Genomic DNA, 20,646 nt, shown 5'->3' on the forward strand with positions numbered 1-20,646 from the left:
CATCAAAATAAACCTAAAAACCAATACTGGTTCTTATAATTTTACCCCAACTCCAAATCCAATAATCCAGGGGTTGATATCCACATCGGCACCTACGGTGGCACCCAGAGCGGTGGTAGCATTCACGGTTGCATCGGTATTTAGGAAGAGCTTCTTCACATCCAGGTTCAAGAACCATTTATCGTTGAGCATATAGTCAAATCCGCCTTGCAAGGCATATCCAATGCTGGTGTCATAATCCACATCATCAGCGACAGGGCCTTCATCAACACCATAGAACAATGTAAGGTTTAAACCTGCCCCCACATAAGGAACAAAATCCCCTCCTGTAAAGTGGTATTGTCCAGTCAAAGTTGGGGGAAGCAACCATACGTGTCCCAAATCCAAATCACCGGCAGCTGTTCCAACAGCTTCCACATCGTGTTTGGTAGTGGCCAAAATCAATTCCAAAGACCAATTTTCATTAAAAAAATAAGAGATATCAAATTCTGGAACGACGGCTGTGGATATGGAAGCATCCCCACCAATAGTCTCAATATCCGCACTCTCATCGGGAGTCACAACAATTCCCCTTAAACGAAACTGCCACTTGCTGGTATCATCACTGCTTGGTGCATTCTGCGCCCATACATTGGTTATCATGGCCATTAGTATTGCCAAAACAAAAATTCCTTTTTTTCCCATGTTCTTTGATTTTAATTTTCGTCAAAACTAGGGTTGGAATACTTCAAGGAATATGACCTTTATCATTGGACACTGGATCCCCAGTAAAACCAGAGCATACGCCACCAAAAGTTTTTACCTCAGGTGTCAAATTTGTTGCAAAACAAAAATTGGTTTATCCTAAGTGCTATAATTTCCTTTATTTTGAACCGTAAATCTTTGCCCAATGAACCCTTCTGCTTCCGGATGGATCAATAAGTTTGGACATCTAGTCCAAAAAGAGCGCCTACACTTCCCAGACTTTGAAAGTTTGTACCTGGAACTGAAAAAGAACGGTTTTATCTATGGCATCCATCTTGGGATTTCTGATTTTATTCCCGTCCAGCATGAGCTCACGGAAGATGAAATAGCAAAAATCAACCTGCTGACCGCGCTCTGCTATACGTTCAGGTTGGAGAAAGGAGAGGTGGAGTTTGACCTCTTTGTGAACACCGTTTTTGCCTATTACCAATCACTTGAAGTTGGAAAAATTTCATTTCTAAACAAGATTTTGGCAGGAGGACACACGGAAAACCAGCTTGAAAAATTGTTGGATTCCAGAATCTATTTGGGGGGAAATGCATTTAACAGGGCTCTTGGGAACAGTTTGACCAACTCACTTCTTTATGTTGATATTCTCATTTTTAGGGTTTACCTCAAAGGATATTCCCCAATTATGGAGCATGCCCAAAAATTGGAGTATGTGATCATGAACATTGCATACCAAACCTTAAATTCCAAGGAAACGGATGAAAAGGATGCCAAATTGATGCAACTTTTGGCCTCTTCACTAACCTATGTGGATCTAAACAATGCAAATTTTGATGGTACATATAGGGATTTATTGCGCTCCAATTTTACTCCTGAAGAGCGCCAATATTTTTTGGATATGGCCTGCTTGACCATCTGGGAAGACCAGACATTGAACTACACAGAATCCGACTATATTTTTGGTTTGGGAACCGACTTGGAAAAGACCGAAATTGAGGTGAAATTGGCCTTGGAAAATGTGAAGGATTTCTTTGAAAAAAACAGGGACAAAGTTCCCTATTTAAACGACAAAAATTTGGCCTCACAATTCTATGACGGAATGTCCAAAAACGTCAGTAAATTAATTCTGAGAAATAGCAAAAGATTAAAAAAAGAACTTGCCGAAAGCAAGGAATTGGTTACCCTATTATCCAAATCTGCGGTTAAGGAATTAAGTCCTGACGAAAAGAAAAAAGTTCAGAATCAGCTGTTGGATGTTTTTAAAAGTGTGCCTTCTTTGGCCATTTTTATGTTACCTGGAGGAGCGGTTCTTTTACCAATTTTCATTAAATTGATTCCTAAATTACTTCCTTCCGCCTTTGATGACAACAGAATTGAGGAGAGTTAGCCTATTTGAAGGCCAAAAACGCACTATAAAGAAAATTTATAGTGATTTTTAAGAGGTTATATATTTTTGAAAATCAGATTTATACAAACCTTTATTCTAACCATAACTTGAAGTCTTTTACGCGCTCTCTGCTCACTATAATTTCTTGCTCATTATACCGATTTAGCTTGATTTGGAGCCTGGAATTGGTGTAAGAAATGATATCATTAACGTGATTTACATTCACATAAAACTTTCGGCTTACCCTAAAAAACATTTGAGGCGAAAGCTCATCTTCCAAATTTTCCAAAGTGGTATCCAATAAGTAATTTCTTCCCTCGGATGTGGCCGCGTAGGTTCCTTTGTTTTCACTGTAGAAGCATTCCACCTCATCGGCATTAATGATCTTCAGATGTTGTCCAACTTTTACCGTGAACCTTTTTTTGTACTCTCTTTCCAGAGGGTTTACCAAGAGCTTTTTTATGTCGTTGAAATCCACCGAAATTTTCTGGTTTCCAGGCTTAAAATTTTGATACTTTTTTATGGCACTTTCCAGCTCCTCATCATCAATTGGTTTTAACAAATAATCTATGCTGTTCAACTTGAAAGCTTGGAGTGCATATTCGTCATAAGCAGTGGTGAAAATGATGGCACTTTTAACCTCCACAATTTCAAAAATTTCAAAGGACAAACCATCCGAAAGTTGGATGTCCAAAAAAATCAAATCGGGATGGGGATTGTTCTGAAACCACTCAATGGATTCTTCCACCGAATGGAGCATCATGGAGACATGCACATCCAAATCCGAAAGTAGACGGCTTAATCTTCTTGCAGCCGGTTTTTCATCCTCAATAATAATTACGTTCATTATAGCCATTGTCAGTTAGTGTTCGTGGAAACCATTGTTTTCTTTGTTCATAAACTCTTGCATTTTTCGGCGCTCCCATTTCGCAATCAATGGTCTACCGAACAAGGTTAGACCTTGAATAAGTATAATTGCGGCCCAACTCAAGGTAATGGTCCAAAATTGCCAGTGCAGATAATTGGCAAAGCCCACTTCCTGAATACCGGTTGCCTCAATGATCATACGACTGGTATCTGCCTTTACAATCCATAATATGGCGTTGACCAGTAGGAACACAAAAACATGGGTATAAAACCCCCTGATTTTCCTCGCCTTTTTCTGGGCCTTCTCATATTTTGCAACTTCTGGTTCCATTAGCGGTATTTGTCCATTTCTTTTTCGTCCTCCTCTATATATTTTTGAATCTGTTTTTCCTCCCAATCCTTACCAAACAATAGATTGAAACCAAAAACTTTGGAAGCATGGAATCCCAGGCCGATTCCCCAACCGAATAGGGTTACAAAGTGTGGCCATTGCCAAAAGTCGTCCGTGTGCATATAGATATTCACCAAAATAAAGGTGTTAATGATGACGTAAACGGCCAAATGAATGTAAAACCCCTTGAGTTCCTCAATCTTCTTTTTGGCTCTTTTATATTTTTCTTGATCAAATTGTTCCATGACTATCTCCATTTATTTTTACTTTCCTCATCTTCCATCAACTGTTTTATTTTTCGCTCTTCCCATTTTCTTCCAAAAAAGGGATTAAGGTTAAAGGTTTTGAGTGCGTGAAAGAAAACACCAATCCCCCAACCGAATGCTACCCATAAAAACCACATATATCCAAAACCGATGGTTAGGTAATTAACGAGGGCAAGAAAAGAGACAACTACAACATAAGACCCCAAGTTACCGTAGAATTTTTTAAGCTCATCCACCCGTTCCTTTGCCCTGATATACTTGTTCTCTTTATTGAAATTGTCCATGTTGTCTAGTGTTTAGCAAGGTTTTTAAAGATAAGGATTCATTAGAATTCGTTGCTGTTCATATACTCCTTAATTTTTCGCTCTTCCCAGTTTTTTCCCAATATAGGATGGTATCCGCTGGCATTCATCCACTGAGCGATAAGGCCTATCCCCCAACCTAAAGCTGGAAAGATTACCCAGGGAAAACTGGTTGTGTGGTAATTGACATACGCCAAGATTGGAATCACAATACAGTAGCTGATTAAACTGCTGTAAAAACCTTTTAGTTCTTTGACTCGTTCCTTGGCTCTCTCGTATTTAAAGTCTCTATAATTTTCCATTTGTTTTGTATTGATGTTCAACTTGTTTTGATTTATACTTCAAAATTCGGAACAAACAACTAGGGTAAAAAAAGAGAAGGAGTCAATTGTTAATTTAGCAGGATGAGTTGTTGTTGGGATTGGACATGAGACATGAGACGTGAGAGGTGAGATGTGAGACGCTAGATTCAAGAATCAGGACGTTAGTCTTTAGTCCTTAGTCTTTAGTCTTTAGCTTAAAAATCCTCTTTCTCCATGAGTTCCCTAATCTTTCGTTCTTCCCAGCGCTTGCCCCAAAGCGGGTTTGTTCCAAAAGCTTCCATTCCGTGCATTAAGAGTCCAAAACCCCAGCCCAGTGTTGGGAAAAAAGCCCATAAAAAATCCGTTGTCCTGAAATTGAGCCACCACAGGAAGGGTATAACAATGCAATAAGCCGTAAGGTTGGAATAGAAGTCCTTGATAGCCTTCACACGTTCTTTTGCTTTTATATAGCGTTTCTCGGCTATATAACTCTGTTGCGTTTCTTTTACGCTAATGTTTTGGGTGAGCATGGGTATGGCAACACTGAATTTTGATTTGGTTTTACCAATTTCCACCCCTCTATCCGTCAAAATGCTGTAGCGCTGTTTAATATTCTGAAGTCCTACCCCACTACTTTTTTTAACGACCTGTTTTTCCTGGAGATTATTGCTGACAACCAAGTTCCCTGCTTTTTCTTCAACTTTGATATGCAAGGGCTTGGCCGCGGTGACCACATTGTGCTTCACCGCATTTTCCAATAATAACTGCAAGGACAAGGGAACAATTTTGGCCTCTGGTATGCTGCTCTTCTCCGGAATATCAAAAACTATGCTGTCTTCAAACCGCATCTTAAGCAATCTAACATAGGTACGGGCAAAGTTGAGTTCCTCGTCCACCGTCACCAAATCCTTGTTCTTTTGCTCCAAAACATATCGATATACTTTGGAAAGCGATGTGGTAAACTTTTGGGCTTGTGCAGGATCTTCCTCAATTAGGCTGGTCAACACATTTAAGCTGTTGAACAGAAAATGCGGATCCAACTGATTTTTTAGCGCATCGAAGCGCGCAGAAGCCGTTCCAGCTATGATTTTCTGCTCTTTGACCCTTTTTTCCTGCCAATTCCTGTAGAAGTAAAAAGCGTGGAAAAAGACAGAAATAACAATCGTGATCAATAGGGCTACGACATAATAAATAGCCCTTTCACCCGCAATAAAAACCTCCCAGTCCTCTCCTTCAAAACCAATATTGATTACGATTCTGATCCAGAAAATTCCGATCATGGTCAGGACAACCCCACCAAGTGCACCTATAGCCAGGCGGTATTTGGCATAGCGTTTCCATACCACTTTGTGGTTCAGATAATCATAGTATACCCCATTAAGCAAGCTCAAGACTATGGAGTAGAATATGTAGTATCCAATCTCACGTAAAAGGTCAATATCAAAAGATACCGACCCTCCCGAAAGCGCCCGAAGGCCAATAAATATTCCAGCGATGATCAACCCGATCAATATGGCCGTGGCCAATAGTTTGCCAATATATTTTAATGATATTTTCATTCACCACATTGATTAAGAACAACCTCTGCCCGATCCTTACCCCAAGAAGGATAGAAAGGCGTATCATTGCTAAAATTAGCAAAAAGTTCCAAGGACTTTTCCACGTCTTTACAATAGGGGGTTACATCTTTGCCAAAATATTTGGCACTACCCATATCCCATTCTGCTTTGGACAGTACCACACGCGGGTTTTGTGGAGCCATGGCCAAGGCTTGCTCATATAATTGAAAGTTCTTTCCAGAAAGCGTCATCCCATATGTAGCTCCATCATAGGCAATCCAAGCCGTATTGATCAAGGCCTCCAAAACCATCAACTCTGGATTTTCTGGGGAAATGGCCTTTGCCAAATCCAAAAATTCCTTTGCTTTTTCCAACTGCTTCGATAGTTTTTCAAAATTCCTTTCTCCAAATGAGTGGATGGTATTGACATGGGCCACATAATAATGGGGAATCCAATTGTCCTGTTCCGCCATGGCAATCCGTTCAAAAAGATTGGAGGCTTCAGTGGGTTTTTGTTCACCCCAAAGTTGAAATGCTTTTTGCATCCCATTGGTGTACTGATCCTGGGCGGTGGCCACACCAGTTACACAAATGACAAGTAATACGATAATCTTTTTCATGGTTTTAAAGTTTTATAAGTTGCTGATTCGTTTTTTGACTGATGGTGAACTTGGCATCTTTCCACTCTGGAGGGCCATATTTAGCTGGAGCCTGATTACTACAGGCATAATTTTCCTTCGGATAAAAACCGAGGTATTTATCCATTTTTCCATTGTTGTTTTCATCATGATACACGGAAATAGCATACTCTCCATAGGGAACATCTTCGAAAACAACCTCACATTTGCCATTCACAATAGTGCTGCTTTTGCTTTTGAAGGTTTTTTCCAACCAATTTTGGGCCGAGTCGTATAGTCCAACCCGAAGCATGCCCTCATCACTTTCAATATCTTGTATCTGCACCTTTAATGTGGCAGTGGACTGTGCAGAGCCAATGGAAAGCATACAGAGTATCATTCCAAAGCTTAAGATTGCTGATTTCATCACTTTTCGTTTTTATGATTTACACCCCAAAATTGGAGCTAAGTCCTTTTAAAGCACAAAAAGAATGACTGAATTGTATGAATCAGCGGATGGATTGTAAGTGGGGATAAAAAAACCCGATAGCTCAGCAAACTATCGGGCATACCAATTGAAAATATGAAAACTAACGTTGGCTATAATCTTTATGGATGGCTTCTTCAAAAACCTCCCAATGGGCATCTGTCATTCTCCGCGGGGTAAAAAGGCATATCCCCGCTGCACCATTTTGCATTGAAGTAGCTATGGCCGTTCCAATTTCTTCCGGAAGCAATCCGTGGTTTTCCGGGTCTTTTTCGCTGCCCTTCTTTTCAGGGTTTGGACAAATAAAGAGACCACTGTACACTGGAGCTCCATTTTTTGCGGCAGCTACTTCCTCCTTGGTCATTTCACCAACCCATTCCGGACCTTCCAAATAGAAATCATTGTAATTCATGGGATAAATGGCGTCCAGATTCCACTTGTTCCACTCTTGCCGTACCAGTTTTTTGGAAATGGACGGTCCTGGAAATACCGCTGCATTGATTTTTTTGTCCTTGGAATGCACCACTTCTGTAAGTCTATTGACCATACTGGTGATTAAATCATATCTAAATTGGACCCACTCGGTTACTTGGGATGGATCTTCCACTTCCTTGATATCAATACCTGACTTTTCCTTGAAATCCGCCACGCATTTATCACAATAACAGTAATCATATTCTGGATATTCTCGGTCCATGACCAATCCATATTTGTCCCACAAGCCGCGGGCCAAAATCACATCGGGAAACCGGATATAATCCAAATGAATTCCATCAACTTCCTTTACTTCAGCTACACTTCCGTATAAATCGGCCAAAAAGTTGTAGACCCCTTCTTTGTTGGGACATAAAAAGGTATAGTGTGATACATAGGCTGGTTTATCAAAAGCTGATTCCCCGTTCCCGTTTATGGCATACCATTCCTTCTTCAACTTGGGATTTTTGCCTTGTACCATGGTAGGAATCCAAGTGTGGAATTCCATTCCCTCAGCTTTGGCCAGCTTCCCCACTCTTTTGTAGGTAGCTGGATCATGCCCCCCATTGTACATAAGTCCGTCAATCCCTTTGGCTTTAAGATCTTTGAACTCGGCTGTAATTTCCGAGTCGGTCGCATCTCCAGGTCCCCCAAGCCAAGCATACACAGGAATCTTGGATTGCTCAGCACATGATACAAGCAGAATGGTCATTACTAGTAACGGCAAAAGTCGCTTCATTGGAAAGTTTTTGTGTTATTGGGCTTGAATTTAACCAAACTTTTTGGGTATTCATTTGATTCTTAGCTGAACGACATTGTCACCCATACGAACACCAAATTCATCTATCCAAAATCTGTTCTGTCCATTCAAAAGGGGGTTTCGTAAACTCAAATACCTTATCCGTCAAATGCGAGGGTCTTATCCAAAAATTTACACCTAATATTCCTCCTTAATCAAAATCATCCATCCAATGAAAAAACTATCATTCGTTCTATTTATGCTTTTCCTAGGTGCAGGAAGCATCCCAAATGCCCAGGCTCAATTGGGAAAATTGGGTAAAAAAGTATCCAATAAGATTAAAACTGAAGAACGGAAGGCTAAGAAGGCCGTTAGCAACACCAAAAAAACGGGGAAGCTTCCCAAAACAGGGAAAACCTCAGTACCAGCAGTTAAAACGCCAACCACAGGAAATCCAACAAGTGCAGGTTCCCCTTCCTTGCCCAGCGTACCCGGAACAGGAGAAGCAGGCTGTAAAAACACGGAATCATATTTTAAACTTGCCAGAAAGGATTTGGACAGAATAAGGAAACCCGACCCTAACGCTGAACCGCTTTCGATTGCTGACATGAAAGGGGTTGTCAAGCGTGTGGAAGAACAGTGGATACCAAAGATTGAAACACGAGATCCTTCTTGTGACAAATCCAAATTGGAAAGTGAAGTACAAGAAGTCAAAGATCTTATTGAAGGCAAGAAAGCTGATGCTGCATTTATTGCGGTAGGAACCTATACCACAACTGGGGTTTGGGAAACCGTAGAATTTGGTTCTATGGAATTTGAAAAGTTCACAAACAAACAGTCCATAAAACTAAACGGTCCTCTAGGAAATTTGGAGGGGCACATGGTACAAAAAGCAACGGAAGACAATCCTGAAGCGACCGCTTTTGATATAGAAGGATTAGGCCAAGGTGCCATTCTTCCCCATAAAGATGCAGCCGGGAACATTCCATATTATCAGATGGCGGTCATTCAAGACCAAAAACCTGTGGCCATAATACTCTTTAGCAACACCAAAACCAGGGAAGAATTGGAACAAGCCATGGACCAACGTGCCCAAGAACGGTTGGAAAAGGAAAATTTAGATCCTTTTGTGAAAGACAATTTGGGCAAAATTGTAATCTCTACCCATGGGCCTATTTTCAAAAATGGAAAGGAGGAAGGTAAGGAAAGTAATCCTGTTGTTCCATTGGCTACTTCTTTGGAATTGGGTCAAGGATTTTGGGTACGCGTAATCATGGACAAGAACAAAGCCCCTATGAAACATTTGGCCCTAACGGGTTACCCTCCTGCTGGGGAGATAGGTTCTGCCATCAGAACCCGAATTTTCTTTGACGGTGAGGAGGTGGGTCAAGATCTTTTGAGATGTACAAAGCCGGAAGATGTTGAAATAGTCACCAACGCTACAAGTTATCGGGAAAAAGGTTTCGACCCTAACGGCGATGCCCAAGATGCCTATAGAGAAGGTTTTGAAGGAATTTTTGCCCAAAATCCCAGTTATGGGGAACACATCGTAGAGTTTAAAAAATACATTGTCAATTACAATGTGATAAATACAGAAGCGGGTGAAGGTGAGGAGAAATTTCCGCTGGAAGTATTACTTGCAGAATCTGGCCCAATTAAGGTCACCATTACAGAAAATAGCTGGAAACCTTTTTGCAATAGTGGCGAAAACAACTACGGCCCTACCTCTGGTGTAATCAACAGTTATTCTAAATCAATTTTGGCATTAGCTAAAAAGGAAGCTGTTAGATCCAATTGGAAAGAAACACCATTTTCATGTCGATACGTTGACAAATATGAAAAGTATCATGAAGTGACAGGAGTCCATATGTATACTGTTTATAAAGGAGCCGTTAAATCAAGAATGCCCAATGGTTCCATCGTTGAGCAGATAATTCTGATGGCCAATGGAGCCTTTTATGGGGTGGGCTCCAATACGCATAGATACCTTCCACCAAAATGCAATTAATCTTACCGAAAATCTAATTAGTAAAGGTCCCAACATTGGGGCCTTTTTTGTTTTAAAAATCTAGGGGATAAAAAAATACCACAAGAAAACGCTTTAATCAATTTAAAATCAAACATATACCCAACTAAAAGAATTGTAAAGTCAAAAAATCCAACATTTAACATTTCCTTGATGCAACCCTTTCCTATCCACCCCTGTCCTTAAGGCAAACAAATCCTAAAAAGGGATTTACATAATTCATTAAATCAAAAAACATGAAACAAAAAACCGGAAGGCTTAGGCTGCCCTGGTTATGGACCGGACTATGTCTTTTATTGGGCGGTCTCACCATCCAAGCACAGCAAAATTTTACCATTAGTGGGAATGTAACTGACAAAATCAATGGGGAGACCCTGTTTGGTACTTCCATTTTTCTGGAAGGAACCACCATTGGTGCCATTACCAATGAATATGGCTTCTATTCCTTAACCGCCCCAGCTGGAGACTACACCTTGGTGTTCTCCCATATGGGGTACAAAGAAATTTCCATGCCCATCCAACTGAACCAGAATTTAAAAATGGACATGGAAATTGAAGAATTCTCTACTCAATTGGACGAGGTAGAGGTAACCGCCGAAGAACCCGAAAGGGCCATACTTAGAAAACCTGAAATGAGCGTATCCAAACTCAACATTAAAACGGTAAAGCAGATGCCCGTTGTTTTGGGTGAGGTGGATGTTATTAAATCCTTGCAAATTTTACCTGGGGTTACCAATAATGGTGAAGGTTCCAGCGGTTTCCATGTTAGAGGTGGTGCCGTGGACCAAAACCTGGTATTGTTGGACGAGGCCATTATCTATAACACCTCCCATATGCTGGGCTTTTTCTCGGTTTTCAATGCGGATGCAGTCAAAGACCTTAAATTGTATAAAGGAGGGATCCCAGCCAAATTTGGTGGGAGGGTATCGTCCGTTCTTGATGTGCGCCAAAAAGATGGAAACAGCAAGAACTTTGCACTCACGGGTGGTATTGGGGCCATTTCCAGCAGATTGGCCGCTGAAGGACCTATGTTCAACGACAGGGGCTCTTTCCTCGTCGCAGGCCGTGGTTCTTATGCCCATTTGTTCTTAAAGCTGGCAGGGGAGCAAAATAGTGTGAGTTTTTATGACCTCAACCTCAAAACCAATTACAATCTCAGTAAAAATGACAAGTTGTTTCTTTCTGGTTATTTTGGACGGGATGTTTTTGAGTTTGGAGGCTCATTTAGCAGTAGCTACGGCAATGCTTCAGGTAACCTAAGATGGAACCACATATTCAACGACCGCCTTTTCTCTAACCTGTCCCTTATCTATAGTAAGTACGACTATGAGTTGTCCATTGACGATTTTTCCTTTGACTGGATATCCTCCATCAAAAATTACAATGCCAAGTACGATCTCAAGTATTATTTCAACGATGCCTTTAAATTGGATTTTGGGGTAAGTACTCTCAAATACGAATTTGATCCAGGACAAATCAAACCCAAAGGACCTGATTCTGCGATAAATGAATTGCAACTGGAGCAAAAAGCCGCACTTGAAAGCGCCGCTTACGTTAATGCAGAACATAAACTTACAGATAGGTTAACGGCCCAATATGGAGTTAGGTTTAGCCATTTTAACCGAATGGGCGGACAAAAATTGTCTCTCTATGCCAATGACCAACCTTTGGTCTATAACAACACCCTGCAAATATATCAGCGTACCGACCCTATTGATGAGATTAGCTTTGATAAGGGCGAAAGCATAAAAACATTCTCCAACTTGGAACCCCGAGCTTCTTTGGCGTATCAGCTAAATGATTACTCCTCTGTAAAGCTTGGATATTCCCGAGCAGCCCAGTATATCCACTTGCTGTCCAACACCTCATCTGTAACTCCATTGGACGTGTGGACGCCTAGTGGAAAGTACATCAAACCACAGTTATCGGATCAATATGCTTTGGGATACTTCCGAAATTTTAAGGACAAGATGTACTCGTTGGAAGCAGAGGTCTACTATAAAACCGTGGACAACAGAATAGACTACATAGATGGATCCGACTTGATTGGAAACAATACCATAGAAACTGAAATTTTGAATGGGGAATCCCGCGCCTATGGACTGGAATTGCTAATGCGAAAAAATGAAGGGGATTTAACCGGATGGATTTCTTACACGCTTTCCAAGTCTGAACAAAGAACGTTTGGCGGTAATGCAGGTGGGCCCGGTATCAACAATGGAGACTGGTACAATACCCCATTTGACAGAACGCATGACATTTCGGTTACCGGAGCCTACAGGTTCAATGATAAATGGAGCTTTGGAGCCAATGCCATTTACCAAACCGGTAGACCCGTAACCTACCCTAATGGGCAATACATTTATGAAGGTATTTCCATTGCCAATTATTCCCAACGAAATGCGGACAGACTACCCGATTATTACCGACTGGATGTTTCGGCCACTTACAAACCCAATAAAAGGCCGGATAAGCGTTGGAAGGGTGAGTGGGTCTTTGGTATCTACAATGTTTTTAACCGAAAGAACGCGGCTTCCATCTCCTTTGGTCAAAATGTAGAGACCGGGGCCAATGAAGCAACCCGTACAGCCATCTTTGGCATAGTGCCTTCCGTAACCTATAATTTTAAATTCTAACAACATGAAATCCTATTATATAATTGTATTGACCGCTTTGGCGACGTTAATGACATCCTGCACAGATGTTATTGAAGTGGATGTCCCTGAAGGCCCCATCCGATTAACCATAGAAGCATCCCTGGATTGGGAAAAAGGAACTGCTGGTAACGAGCAAACCATTCTATTGAGTAACTCGACCACCTTTTATGACAATCAAACGCCATCCCCGGTAACTGGGGCACTGGTAACCGTTACCAACAACGATACTGGGACAATCTTCAATTTTGAAGACCAAAACGACGGTACATACACTACCACCAACTTTATTCCAATTCTTGAAAATTCATATACGCTGAATATTACACACAATGGAGAACGCTATACGGGAACGGAAACTTTGTTCCCCGTATCCGATATTTCCGAAGTGTTTCAATCCAAAGAGGATGGTGAGGACGATGAAGTATTGGAAGTCAATGTTTCCTTTCAGGATCCCGAAGGCATAGAAAACTATTACTACCTACGCTTTCAAAGTAGAAACGATGTGCTCCCTGAGCTTTTCGATATCAAGGATGAATTTATAGATGGTAACGAGGCTACTTTCTATTACGAAAAAACAGAAGACGAGAGCAACAACATTAGGGAGTTTGAACCTGGAGATATTGTGGACATTAAGCTTTTGGGTGTATCCGAGGATTATTACAACTATATGCAATTGCTTATTGAACAATTTGACAGTGCAGGTGATCCATTTAGTGCAACCCCAGTTGCGCTTGTCGGAAACTGCATAAACCTGGATGATTCCAGCAATGCCCCTTATGGGTACTTCAGGGTAACCCAAATGGTACAGGACACTTATACGTTTGAGTAGTTTTTTGGTTGGTGCAAATCCCAAGGTACAAAGCTCTCTTTTGGCCTTGGGATTTTTTATTTTGGAAGGTTCCAACTGTAACACTTGCCATAAACCATTGTCTTTTGGACAACTAACTCCAAGACAACCCTCCTATGAAACCGCCCAAGTTCTCTGTTTTTCTGAGCTCCTTTTTGTTACTTTCATTTCTTTTGGCCTGTCAAGAAAAGACGCCACAGCAAAAGGACACTCTTACGGTTGCCAAGGATTTCAAGTTTGAAACCGCTTCACTCTCCCAAATTGGTCTTGACTCCATCCAAATAAATAAAATGGAGGATTCCATCAAATCCGGAAGTTATCCCAATATTCACAGCGTGTTAATTTTAAAGAATCAAAAATTGGTTTATGAAGCCTATTTCAAAGGCCATGATGAACTATGGGGAGATAGTTTGGGAGTAGTCCAGCATCACAAAGATAGCCTTCACGATGTGCGCAGCGTCTCGAAAAGTATTGTCGCCACCTGCGTTGGAATAGCATTAAAGCAAGGTAAAATTGATAGTCTTTCCCAAAGTATATTTGACTTTTATCCGGAATATGTGAAGTACAAGATTGGATTGCGTTCCCAAATAACCATAGAGCATCTGTTGACCATGACCACTGGCATGGAATGGAATGAAAATGTTCCCTATACCGATCCAAGAAACAGCGAAATCCAGATGACTTCCAGCGAAGATCCCATTGAATTTGTACTCAGTAGACCCTTACTTAGTAACCCTGGTGAAAAATGGGAATACAATGGAGGAACCACGCAGCTTTTGGCTTCAATCATTGAGCGGGCTACCGGCAAAAATATCCATGAATATGCCAAAGAGAATTTGTTCACACCCCTCGGCATAACCGGTTCCGAGTGGACACAATTTCCAGGTCTTGATTTGCCTGCCGCAGCTTCTGGGCTTAGACTTAAGTCAAGGGATCTAATGAAGTTTGGAATGCTTTATGCCAATCAAGGCCAATGGAACGGGAAACAACTCCTGTCCAAATCCTGGGTTAAAAACGCCTTTCAGCCCCATATTTGGTTCGGGAGAAACAACAATGTGGGTTATGGATACCAATTTTGGATTTTTAAGGCCAATACCATAAGTTCAGGACACGATCATTTGATTCCCGCTGCGGTGGGCAACGGAGGGCAAAGAATTTATATAGATTCCGATACAGGGCTGATTGTGGTCATTACCGCAGGTAACTACAACAATTGGACATTAAAAAAAGATTCCGAAGCACTTTTGGTTGATTTTATCTATCCAGCTTTAATTTCAAATTAATCCTTAGCCCATTCGGTATAAATTAGTATTTAGAGCGTAGGAAAAACACCCCGTTTTGCTTTTTTCGCGGAATAATATCTATTTATTCGTCTATTTAAGACCTTCATTACCAGTTTTTTAGTATATTAAAGGGTTGGAAATTTAACATTTACCCTCCCCCTTTTTCCTTCCGTTCCCCTTTATAAGCAGACCCTTACTTGCAATTGTATAGGTGGACATATGCTGGTTGAAATTGTGCAAGTTATAGCCTTTCATTCTTCGAGACTAATTCAACATAATAGCAACATTTAATTTCAACCTTATGAAAACACTACAAAAAAAGCTGTTTGTGGCATCCGCCGCATTCTTATTTTCCGGGCTATTACTTGCCCAGGAGAAAACCACCCAGGCCTTTTGGGTCCATGAGGATCGGGTTAAACCTTCCATGGTAATGGAGTACGAGAAAGCAAGCAAGGAACTTACGGATCACTGCAAGGCCCAAAATATTCAGGGTGTATCATGGATTTCAACCCAAACAGACGATTTCCGCTACCTCTATGTTACGCCTATAGATTCCCTTGCGGATATTTCCAAGGCGAGCAAAAAATTCAACTCACTTAGCGATAAAATCGGAGAAGAAGTTTTTGACAATTTGTTCGATGAATTGGACAAATGCTGCAATGCCTTGGGCGATTATGTTCTGGTATTGGATCACAGTTTATCCTATATGCCCGATGGTATGACACAAACCCCTGAAGGGCAGGATTACCGCAGATTTTTCTATCTGCACACCACACCTTCCGGGATGAGCAAGATGAAAGAAGGCATGAAAGCTGTAAAAAATATGTTTAAGGAAAAGGGCTCCAAGGTACATTATAGGGTTTACCGAAGTGCTTTTGGTAACATGGGCAGCTTTTATATGGTGGCTGTCGCTGCCAAAGATGGGGTTGCCTACGAGCAAAGGAGCGCAGAGAACGATGAACTTCTTGGCCCAGAGGCTCAAGCTGTTTTCGGAAAGGTGATGAAATATGTCACCAAGATGGAAGAGATTTCTGGAAAAATGAGACCGGATTTCGCTTATTCTCCAAAATAAACTCAATAAGCCCAGTGGATTTCCCCTGGGCTTTTTCATTAACTAAAATCAACAACAATGAAAAAACTATTTGCATTGGGCTGCGTTATCGCCCTATTTGTATCCTGTAACCAAGGACCGGCCAGGTATACCCAATCCTCAGCTGAGATTGACACCGTAAAACAACTATTGTCCAACTATGATAGCAAAAGCTATGACACTAGTATGTTTGCGGATTCATCCAAAACCAATTACAACAGCATGAAAACAATGTCTCCCTCTGAAGCCATGGATTACCATAAACAGGCTGATGCCAACTATGCCAAAAGAGGTTTTAAGGCGGAAGGCCAAGAATACGAAATGGTAGTGACAGATGATGGTGAAACCTGGGTCAACTGTTGGTTGGAATGGCAGGGTACCTTAGCGGCCAATGGTAAGGAAATCAGTGTTCCTGTCCACCTCACCTATCGCTTTGTGGACGGAAAAATTGTACGGGAATATGGTTACTGGGATCCCACAGAAATTGTGCTCAGCCTACAGGAAATTGCGGCTGCGGCCAAAGCAGCGGAGGAAGAGGCAGAACAAGCAGAAGAATAAATACTAATATAAACCAACACACAATGAAAAGATTATTTTTAATTGCCCTGTTGGTACCTTTTATGGTATCTGCACAGGAAGTTCAGGAGTATGGTATGTTCACCAACCTCATGCTCACCGCCAACCCGGAAAAAATCTCCGAATTTGAAGCAGGATTGGCAGCACACAACAAAAAGTTCCATTCCGAAGGAGCCTACCAAGCCAATGTGTTTTTTGTAATGAGCGGCAAAAACTTCGGCAAATATATCTGGAGTATGGGACCCAATCCCTGGAGTTCCATGGATAATGCTCCAGGTAACGAAAATGGCCACAATGACGACTGGAATGCAAACGTGGCAGCCCATGCCCTTTCGGACGCTACAGTGACCTATTGGAAGTTTGATACAGACAGATCCAATTTTACCAAGGATTTTAAGCTTAAAAACTTGGCGGTTTTCATGTTGGATATCAAACGTTTTAAGGGCCGTGAATTCATGGGCCTTTTGGATAAGGTTACCAAAGTATTCAAGACCAAAGATGCCGATTCGCAATGGGGTGTTTATTTTAATGAACTCAACAATACGGATGGCCAGGATATGGCCTGGGTAAACTTTTTTGACAGCAGCTCCTGGATGTCCGAAGAGGATAAATTCCCTCAGTGGTACGAAGAAGTTCACGGGGAAGGTACTTTTATGGAGTTTTTAAAAGCTTTTGGGGATACTACACATTCCGACGTTCAAGAGCTTTGGGCCTTTAGGTCCGATCTCAGTGGTACAGACGGTTCAGTGCAAGCCGCCGATCGCCAGTAGGCCATAGAAGCAATGAAGTAGGGGCATGTAAATGCTCCTACTTTTTTGTTTGACAATTACGCTTATTTATGCTGATTTAATGGGTAACTTTATCAACTACTTTCATGTATACCATTAAATCGAATTCATGTACATACCCCACTACTATAAGAACGAAAACCTTGAGGAAATCAAGGATTTTTTGGATCATAACAGCTTCGGAATCCTGGTCAACCAATTGGATGGAAAACCATGGGCCACACACATCCCATTGGAACTGGATAGAACAGAAGAAGGTAAGGACATTTTGGTGAGTCATATTTCCAAGGCTAATCCCCAATGGAAGTCCTTTGAATCCGATACCGAAGTGCTTTGCATTTTTAACGGGCCCCATGCTTATGTGTCTTCTTCTTGGTACCAGGAAGAAGAGGTTCCCACTTGGAACTATATTGCGGTTCACGTATACGGAAAGGTCAAGATCTTGAACGAGGACGAAACCATGGCATCCCTACATAAATTAGTGGACAAATATGAGAAGGGCTCAAAAAACCCACTCTCCTTGAACGACCTGTCTCCAAAAACACTTCGCCAGGTGAAGGGCATTGTAGCTTTTCAGATTGAAATCACCGATATTCAGGCTGCGTATAAACTTTCCCAAACCCGACCTCAAGACCATCCAAAGATTGTTGCCGAATTATCGGAAAGACAAGATCCTGGAAGTCAGTCCATAGCAGATCATATGGCGAACAATTGACCTATTCGTTGTCCATAAACTTGGTATCCGCCCAATTGGAATAACGTGGGTTGTCCACGTGCATGATCCATAGCTCATCCTTATATTTTCCCTTCATTTGGGATTGATAAGCGGCATAGGCCTTTTCGTCTTGTTCGTACTTGGCCAAGTAAACATAATTAAGCCCGTTATCCGGGTTTTTGAAGTATTTGGCATCCAACCCCCGTTTTTTAAGATCGGCCATGAAGCTCTTTAAATAGCTTTCATTCTTGAACACATTGGCAACGATATAATGGCCTTTGCCTACCCCATCCAGACTTATAAATTTCTCAATGGGTTTATACGCGCCTCCAGTAAAAGTACTTTTGGGTTTTGCAACTTCCTTGGGTTTTTCAATAGTTACCGCAAGGGTTGTACTTTCCATGGTGTTGGCCAGAGAATCCAATTCCGTGTTCTTCGCGAGATAGAGCGTCTCGGCCATAGCCTCAATGTCGGGCCTCTTGTTATCTGTCTGTCGCTTTACCATGCGCATGACCATTTCAAAACGCATTTCCAAATCACGTTGCCTGTTCTTTTCCAGGGAGTCCATCTTAAAGATCAGCTCATTTATGATGGCATAATTGTCCGCTTGCTGTTCCTTTAATTCCTTTACCTGTGCTTCCCAGAATGCTAAATCTTCCTTGTTGGTTGGGCGCAAAGTAGTTTTGGCGTCCAACTTGTCCTTACGTTTCTTTTTGCTTTCCTTGATGTCGGCTACAAAAGTTCCCTCAATGGGTTTCTGTTCTGGTTGTGAATCGGCCAGCAGCACATTTCTAGACATGGTGGGAACAAAGGAAAATGCAATGGAAACTTCATGGGTAACCCCCAAATGCGTCAGGTTTCTATTGAGATTCTTTTCAAAATTATATCCAAAGGAAAGTCTGCGATTCAGATTAAAACCCGTTCCTGCCGAAGCTCCATACAATTGGTCATATCCACCTTGGAGCCAGCCCAATTTGGGAAGGTCCAAAATCAGTCCTCCACCAAAAATTGGATCTTGGTTTGCCTCAAATCTGGCTCTAGCCAAAGGCAACAGGCGACCGTCCTCGAAAATTCCAGCACCGTTTCTAAAGTTGTGGGCAAATTGGATATGCCCTGAAAAGGTCTTTTCGTTGAACTCGCTTAAAGACTTACCTGTTCTGATGTTATAATCCACCAAATTTTGGGCAAATACCCCAAAATCAAATTTCCCCAAAGAGAGATTTAATCCAGGTTGAAATGAGATAATCGAGTTCTGGGTGGCATCATTGAGAATGGGATCATCATCCAAAGCAACCGCTCGATCTGGATCAAAACTACTTACATAATATGGGATATTGACACCAAAACTCAGGTTGCTCTTTTGGCCCAACTGGATACCATGGGAGTAATTGGCCATAATCCCCAAATTGGAAATCACTCCTTCCTGCTGGTTATACAGACTAACACCCAAACCAACACGATCGTTGATTCGGCCGCTGTAGCTTAAAAAGTAGTTTTGGTTGTTATCATTAAACTCTGCTCCTTGACTTCTATGAAACAAGTTTACATAGGATTTATCTTCACGAACTGCTGAAAATGTAGGGTTAATCAAAAAGCGATTGAACTTCAACAAATTCTGAAATGGTACATCGTAACTCACATAAGGGTTGCCATCCTGAGCGCTAAGCGAGCCGCTAAGCAAACAGGGTATTAGCAAATGAAATATCCAATTAAGGGGAAATGAATAGTTGCCTTTGGAGAATAGGGGTAATTTTACATCCATAGCCAAATGGTGTTTGTAGGTTAAAGATCCTGGGGTGCCCAGGTGCGTGTTTTTTGTTTGGTCTCATAGCAAGATTTGGGATACTTGTAAGAGTTTTACTATTAACTTAATTGTAATATTACGTATTAACTCGATAAAAAACCAATTTACTCGTTCAAATGCATGGTTTACACGATAATTAAACGTTCAACAGGTTAATAACGAGGGAATTACCGAAATATTCTATGCTGATATGCATTTCCAAATGGGATTGATTCTATTTTTTCGCTGTAATTTTATGTAAGCATTGTTTACACCTTGGAATGAATATGGAAGAAATCATTAAAATTGTGGAGTTTTCGGATGTCTATACCTCTGCTTTTAAGGCACTTAATGAAGAGTGGATCATTAAGTACTTTAAAATGGAGGAAATGGATCGTGTTTCCTTAAATAATCCCCAAGCTTATATTCTTGACAAAGGCGGTTACATTGGGGTTGCCCTGTTAAATGGAGAAGCTGTTGGTGTATGCGCGCTAATTCCCAGTACGCGGGACGACTTTGATTTTGAGCTAGCCAAAATGGGTGTTTCCCCAAAGGCACAGGGCAAAGGCATTGGCAAATTGTTGGGTTTGCACATTATAGATAAAGCCAAAGTCCTTGGATGCAAAAAACTATATCTGGAAAGCAACCGTATCCTTAAACCCGCCTTACAGTTATACCAAAAATTGGGCTTTACCGAAATGGTTGGCGCTTCTTCACCCTACCAGCGAAGTGACATTCAAATGGAATTGGACCTAACCAGTAAATAGGTCGTTTTCAAGGCGCTGCTAATTTTCACA

General features: G+C 41.4%; 21 protein-coding genes. 10 read left to right on the forward strand and 11 right to left on the reverse strand.

Annotated features, from left to right (window positions below; all coding sequences use genetic code 11):
- Positions 1–33: 33 nt before the first annotated feature.
- Positions 34–684 carry an OmpW/AlkL family protein gene (locus tag ACOOE0_RS17140; RefSeq protein WP_420400129.1) on the reverse strand — a complete coding sequence of 217 codons (651 nt, stop codon included), beginning with the start codon at positions 682–684 and terminating at the stop codon, positions 34–36.
- Between the two features lie 205 nt (positions 685–889).
- On the opposite strand from ACOOE0_RS17140, the gene ACOOE0_RS17145 reads away from it, so the two are divergent.
- Positions 890–2,080: an LETM1-related biofilm-associated protein gene (locus tag ACOOE0_RS17145; RefSeq protein ID WP_420400130.1), complete on the forward strand. Its 1,191-nt coding sequence runs from the start codon at positions 890–892 to the stop codon at positions 2,078–2,080.
- A gap of 91 nt (positions 2,081–2,171) precedes the next feature.
- Here the strand turns inward: ACOOE0_RS17145 and ACOOE0_RS17150 are convergent, their stop codons facing one another.
- The 9 genes from ACOOE0_RS17150 to ACOOE0_RS17190 form a co-directional block, all read right to left on the reverse strand.
- Positions 2,172–2,927 (reverse strand): LytR/AlgR family response regulator transcription factor, encoded by a 756-nt coding sequence (locus ACOOE0_RS17150; RefSeq protein WP_420400131.1) that lies wholly within the window; start codon positions 2,925–2,927, stop codon positions 2,172–2,174.
- A gap of 15 nt (positions 2,928–2,942) precedes the next feature.
- Positions 2,943–3,278, reverse strand: a complete 336-nt coding sequence (locus ACOOE0_RS17155) for a 2TM domain-containing protein (RefSeq protein WP_420400132.1) — start codon at positions 3,276–3,278, stop codon at positions 2,943–2,945.
- The gene (locus tag ACOOE0_RS17160) at positions 3,278–3,583 is read right to left on the reverse strand and encodes a 2TM domain-containing protein (RefSeq protein WP_420400133.1); all 306 of its coding nucleotides are present in this window, start codon (positions 3,581–3,583) and stop codon (positions 3,278–3,280) included. The genes ACOOE0_RS17155 and ACOOE0_RS17160 overlap by 1 nt, the downstream gene beginning before the upstream one ends.
- Positions 3,584–3,585: 2 nt before the next feature.
- Positions 3,586–3,888 (reverse strand): 2TM domain-containing protein, encoded by a 303-nt coding sequence (locus tag ACOOE0_RS17165; protein ID WP_420400134.1) that lies wholly within the window; start codon positions 3,886–3,888, stop codon positions 3,586–3,588.
- A 41-nt stretch (positions 3,889–3,929) separates the two neighbouring features.
- A complete protein-coding gene (locus ACOOE0_RS17170) occupies positions 3,930–4,208 on the reverse strand; it encodes a 2TM domain-containing protein (RefSeq protein WP_420400135.1) in 279 nt (92 codons plus the stop codon).
- Between the two features lie 215 nt (positions 4,209–4,423).
- Complete coding sequence (locus ACOOE0_RS17175) at positions 4,424–5,767, reverse strand: 2TM domain-containing protein (protein WP_420400136.1); 1,344 nt, start codon at positions 5,765–5,767, stop codon at positions 4,424–4,426.
- Positions 5,764–6,387, reverse strand: coding sequence for a tetratricopeptide repeat protein (locus tag ACOOE0_RS17180; RefSeq protein ID WP_420400137.1), 624 nt, complete (start codon positions 6,385–6,387; stop codon positions 5,764–5,766). Before ACOOE0_RS17180 ends, ACOOE0_RS17175 begins: the two co-directional genes overlap by 4 nt.
- A 4-nt stretch (positions 6,388–6,391) precedes the next feature.
- Complete coding sequence (locus ACOOE0_RS17185; RefSeq protein WP_420400138.1) at positions 6,392–6,811, reverse strand: DUF2141 domain-containing protein; 420 nt, start codon at positions 6,809–6,811, stop codon at positions 6,392–6,394.
- Positions 6,812–6,974: 163 nt separating this feature from the next.
- On the reverse strand, positions 6,975–8,084 hold the full coding sequence (locus tag ACOOE0_RS17190; RefSeq protein ID WP_420400139.1) for a hypothetical protein: 1,110 nt from the start codon (positions 8,082–8,084) through the stop codon (positions 6,975–6,977).
- 232 nt (positions 8,085–8,316) lie between these two features.
- On the opposite strand from ACOOE0_RS17190, the gene ACOOE0_RS17195 reads away from it, so the two are divergent.
- The 8 genes from ACOOE0_RS17195 (at position 8,317) to ACOOE0_RS17230 (ending at position 18,066) form a co-directional block, all read left to right on the forward strand.
- The gene (locus ACOOE0_RS17195) at positions 8,317–10,092 is read left to right on the forward strand and encodes a hypothetical protein (protein ID WP_420400140.1); all 1,776 of its coding nucleotides are present in this window, start codon (positions 8,317–8,319) and stop codon (positions 10,090–10,092) included.
- 254 nt (positions 10,093–10,346) lie between these two features.
- The gene (locus ACOOE0_RS17200) at positions 10,347–12,746 is read left to right on the forward strand and encodes a TonB-dependent receptor (protein ID WP_420400141.1); all 2,400 of its coding nucleotides are present in this window, start codon (positions 10,347–10,349) and stop codon (positions 12,744–12,746) included.
- 4 nt (positions 12,747–12,750) lie between these two features.
- Complete coding sequence (locus ACOOE0_RS17205) at positions 12,751–13,596, forward strand: DUF4249 family protein (protein WP_420400142.1); 846 nt, start codon at positions 12,751–12,753, stop codon at positions 13,594–13,596.
- 134 nt (positions 13,597–13,730) lie between these two features.
- A complete protein-coding gene (locus ACOOE0_RS17210; RefSeq protein ID WP_420400143.1) occupies positions 13,731–14,897 on the forward strand; it encodes a serine hydrolase domain-containing protein in 1,167 nt (388 codons plus the stop codon).
- 301 nt (positions 14,898–15,198) lie between these two features.
- Positions 15,199–15,969: a hypothetical protein gene (locus ACOOE0_RS17215; RefSeq protein ID WP_420400144.1), complete on the forward strand. Its 771-nt coding sequence runs from the start codon at positions 15,199–15,201 to the stop codon at positions 15,967–15,969.
- 57 nt (positions 15,970–16,026) lie between these two features.
- Positions 16,027–16,545 (forward strand): nuclear transport factor 2 family protein, encoded by a 519-nt coding sequence (locus ACOOE0_RS17220; protein ID WP_420400145.1) that lies wholly within the window; start codon positions 16,027–16,029, stop codon positions 16,543–16,545.
- Positions 16,546–16,568: 23 nt separating this feature from the next.
- Positions 16,569–17,333, forward strand: coding sequence for a hypothetical protein (locus ACOOE0_RS17225; protein WP_420400146.1), 765 nt, complete (start codon positions 16,569–16,571; stop codon positions 17,331–17,333).
- Positions 17,334–17,460: 127 nt separating this feature from the next.
- Positions 17,461–18,066, forward strand: coding sequence for an FMN-binding negative transcriptional regulator (locus ACOOE0_RS17230; protein ID WP_420400147.1), 606 nt, complete (start codon positions 17,461–17,463; stop codon positions 18,064–18,066).
- 1 nt (position 18,067) lies between these two features.
- Here the strand turns inward: ACOOE0_RS17230 and ACOOE0_RS17235 are convergent, their stop codons facing one another.
- Entirely contained in the window at positions 18,068–19,828 is a 1,761-nt protein-coding gene (locus tag ACOOE0_RS17235; protein ID WP_420400148.1) for a type IX secretion system membrane protein PorP/SprF, read from the reverse strand.
- Positions 19,829–20,136: 308 nt separating this feature from the next.
- Between ACOOE0_RS17235 and ACOOE0_RS17240 the strand changes: the two genes are divergently transcribed.
- The gene (locus ACOOE0_RS17240; RefSeq protein ID WP_420400149.1) at positions 20,137–20,616 is read left to right on the forward strand and encodes a GNAT family N-acetyltransferase; all 480 of its coding nucleotides are present in this window, start codon (positions 20,137–20,139) and stop codon (positions 20,614–20,616) included.
- Positions 20,617–20,646: the final 30 nt, after the last annotated feature.

The organism is Flagellimonas sp., assembly GCF_965215805.1.
GTDB lineage: Bacteria > Bacteroidota > Bacteroidia > Flavobacteriales > Flavobacteriaceae > Flagellimonas.

What these genes read in the sequence shown, in the direction of transcription:
- ACOOE0_RS17195 (WP_420400140.1), top strand. Translation starts at nt 8,317, where the DNA reads ATGAAAAAACTATCATTCGTTCTATTTATGCTTTTCCTAGGTGCAGGA.
- ACOOE0_RS17225 (WP_420400146.1), top strand. Translation starts at nt 16,569, where the DNA reads ATGAAAAGATTATTTTTAATTGCCCTGTTGGTACCTTTTATGGTATCT.
- ACOOE0_RS17235 (WP_420400148.1), bottom strand. Translation starts at nt 19,828, where the DNA reads ATGGATGTAAAATTACCCCTATTCTCCAAAGGCAACTATTCATTTCCC.
- ACOOE0_RS17215 (WP_420400144.1), top strand. Translation starts at nt 15,199, where the DNA reads ATGAAAACACTACAAAAAAAGCTGTTTGTGGCATCCGCCGCATTCTTA.
- ACOOE0_RS17140 (WP_420400129.1), bottom strand. Translation starts at nt 684, where the DNA reads ATGGGAAAAAAAGGAATTTTTGTTTTGGCAATACTAATGGCCATGATA.
- ACOOE0_RS17205 (WP_420400142.1), top strand. Translation starts at nt 12,751, where the DNA reads ATGAAATCCTATTATATAATTGTATTGACCGCTTTGGCGACGTTAATG.
- ACOOE0_RS17190 (WP_420400139.1), bottom strand. Translation starts at nt 8,084, where the DNA reads ATGAAGCGACTTTTGCCGTTACTAGTAATGACCATTCTGCTTGTATCA.
- ACOOE0_RS17165 (WP_420400134.1), bottom strand. Translation starts at nt 3,888, where the DNA reads ATGGACAATTTCAATAAAGAGAACAAGTATATCAGGGCAAAGGAACGG.
- ACOOE0_RS17220 (WP_420400145.1), top strand. Translation starts at nt 16,027, where the DNA reads ATGAAAAAACTATTTGCATTGGGCTGCGTTATCGCCCTATTTGTATCC.
- ACOOE0_RS17145 (WP_420400130.1), top strand. Translation starts at nt 890, where the DNA reads ATGAACCCTTCTGCTTCCGGATGGATCAATAAGTTTGGACATCTAGTC.
- ACOOE0_RS17210 (WP_420400143.1), top strand. Translation starts at nt 13,731, where the DNA reads ATGAAACCGCCCAAGTTCTCTGTTTTTCTGAGCTCCTTTTTGTTACTT.
- ACOOE0_RS17185 (WP_420400138.1), bottom strand. Translation starts at nt 6,811, where the DNA reads ATGAAATCAGCAATCTTAAGCTTTGGAATGATACTCTGTATGCTTTCC.
- ACOOE0_RS17155 (WP_420400132.1), bottom strand. Translation starts at nt 3,278, where the DNA reads ATGGAACCAGAAGTTGCAAAATATGAGAAGGCCCAGAAAAAGGCGAGG.
- ACOOE0_RS17170 (WP_420400135.1), bottom strand. Translation starts at nt 4,208, where the DNA reads ATGGAAAATTATAGAGACTTTAAATACGAGAGAGCCAAGGAACGAGTC.
- ACOOE0_RS17160 (WP_420400133.1), bottom strand. Translation starts at nt 3,583, where the DNA reads ATGGAACAATTTGATCAAGAAAAATATAAAAGAGCCAAAAAGAAGATT.
- ACOOE0_RS17240 (WP_420400149.1), top strand. Translation starts at nt 20,137, where the DNA reads ATGGAAGAAATCATTAAAATTGTGGAGTTTTCGGATGTCTATACCTCT.
- ACOOE0_RS17175 (WP_420400136.1), bottom strand. Translation starts at nt 5,767, where the DNA reads ATGAAAATATCATTAAAATATATTGGCAAACTATTGGCCACGGCCATA.
- ACOOE0_RS17230 (WP_420400147.1), top strand. Translation starts at nt 17,461, where the DNA reads ATGTACATACCCCACTACTATAAGAACGAAAACCTTGAGGAAATCAAG.
- ACOOE0_RS17180 (WP_420400137.1), bottom strand. Translation starts at nt 6,387, where the DNA reads ATGAAAAAGATTATCGTATTACTTGTCATTTGTGTAACTGGTGTGGCC.
- ACOOE0_RS17200 (WP_420400141.1), top strand. Translation starts at nt 10,347, where the DNA reads ATGAAACAAAAAACCGGAAGGCTTAGGCTGCCCTGGTTATGGACCGGA.
- ACOOE0_RS17150 (WP_420400131.1), bottom strand. Translation starts at nt 2,927, where the DNA reads ATGAACGTAATTATTATTGAGGATGAAAAACCGGCTGCAAGAAGATTA.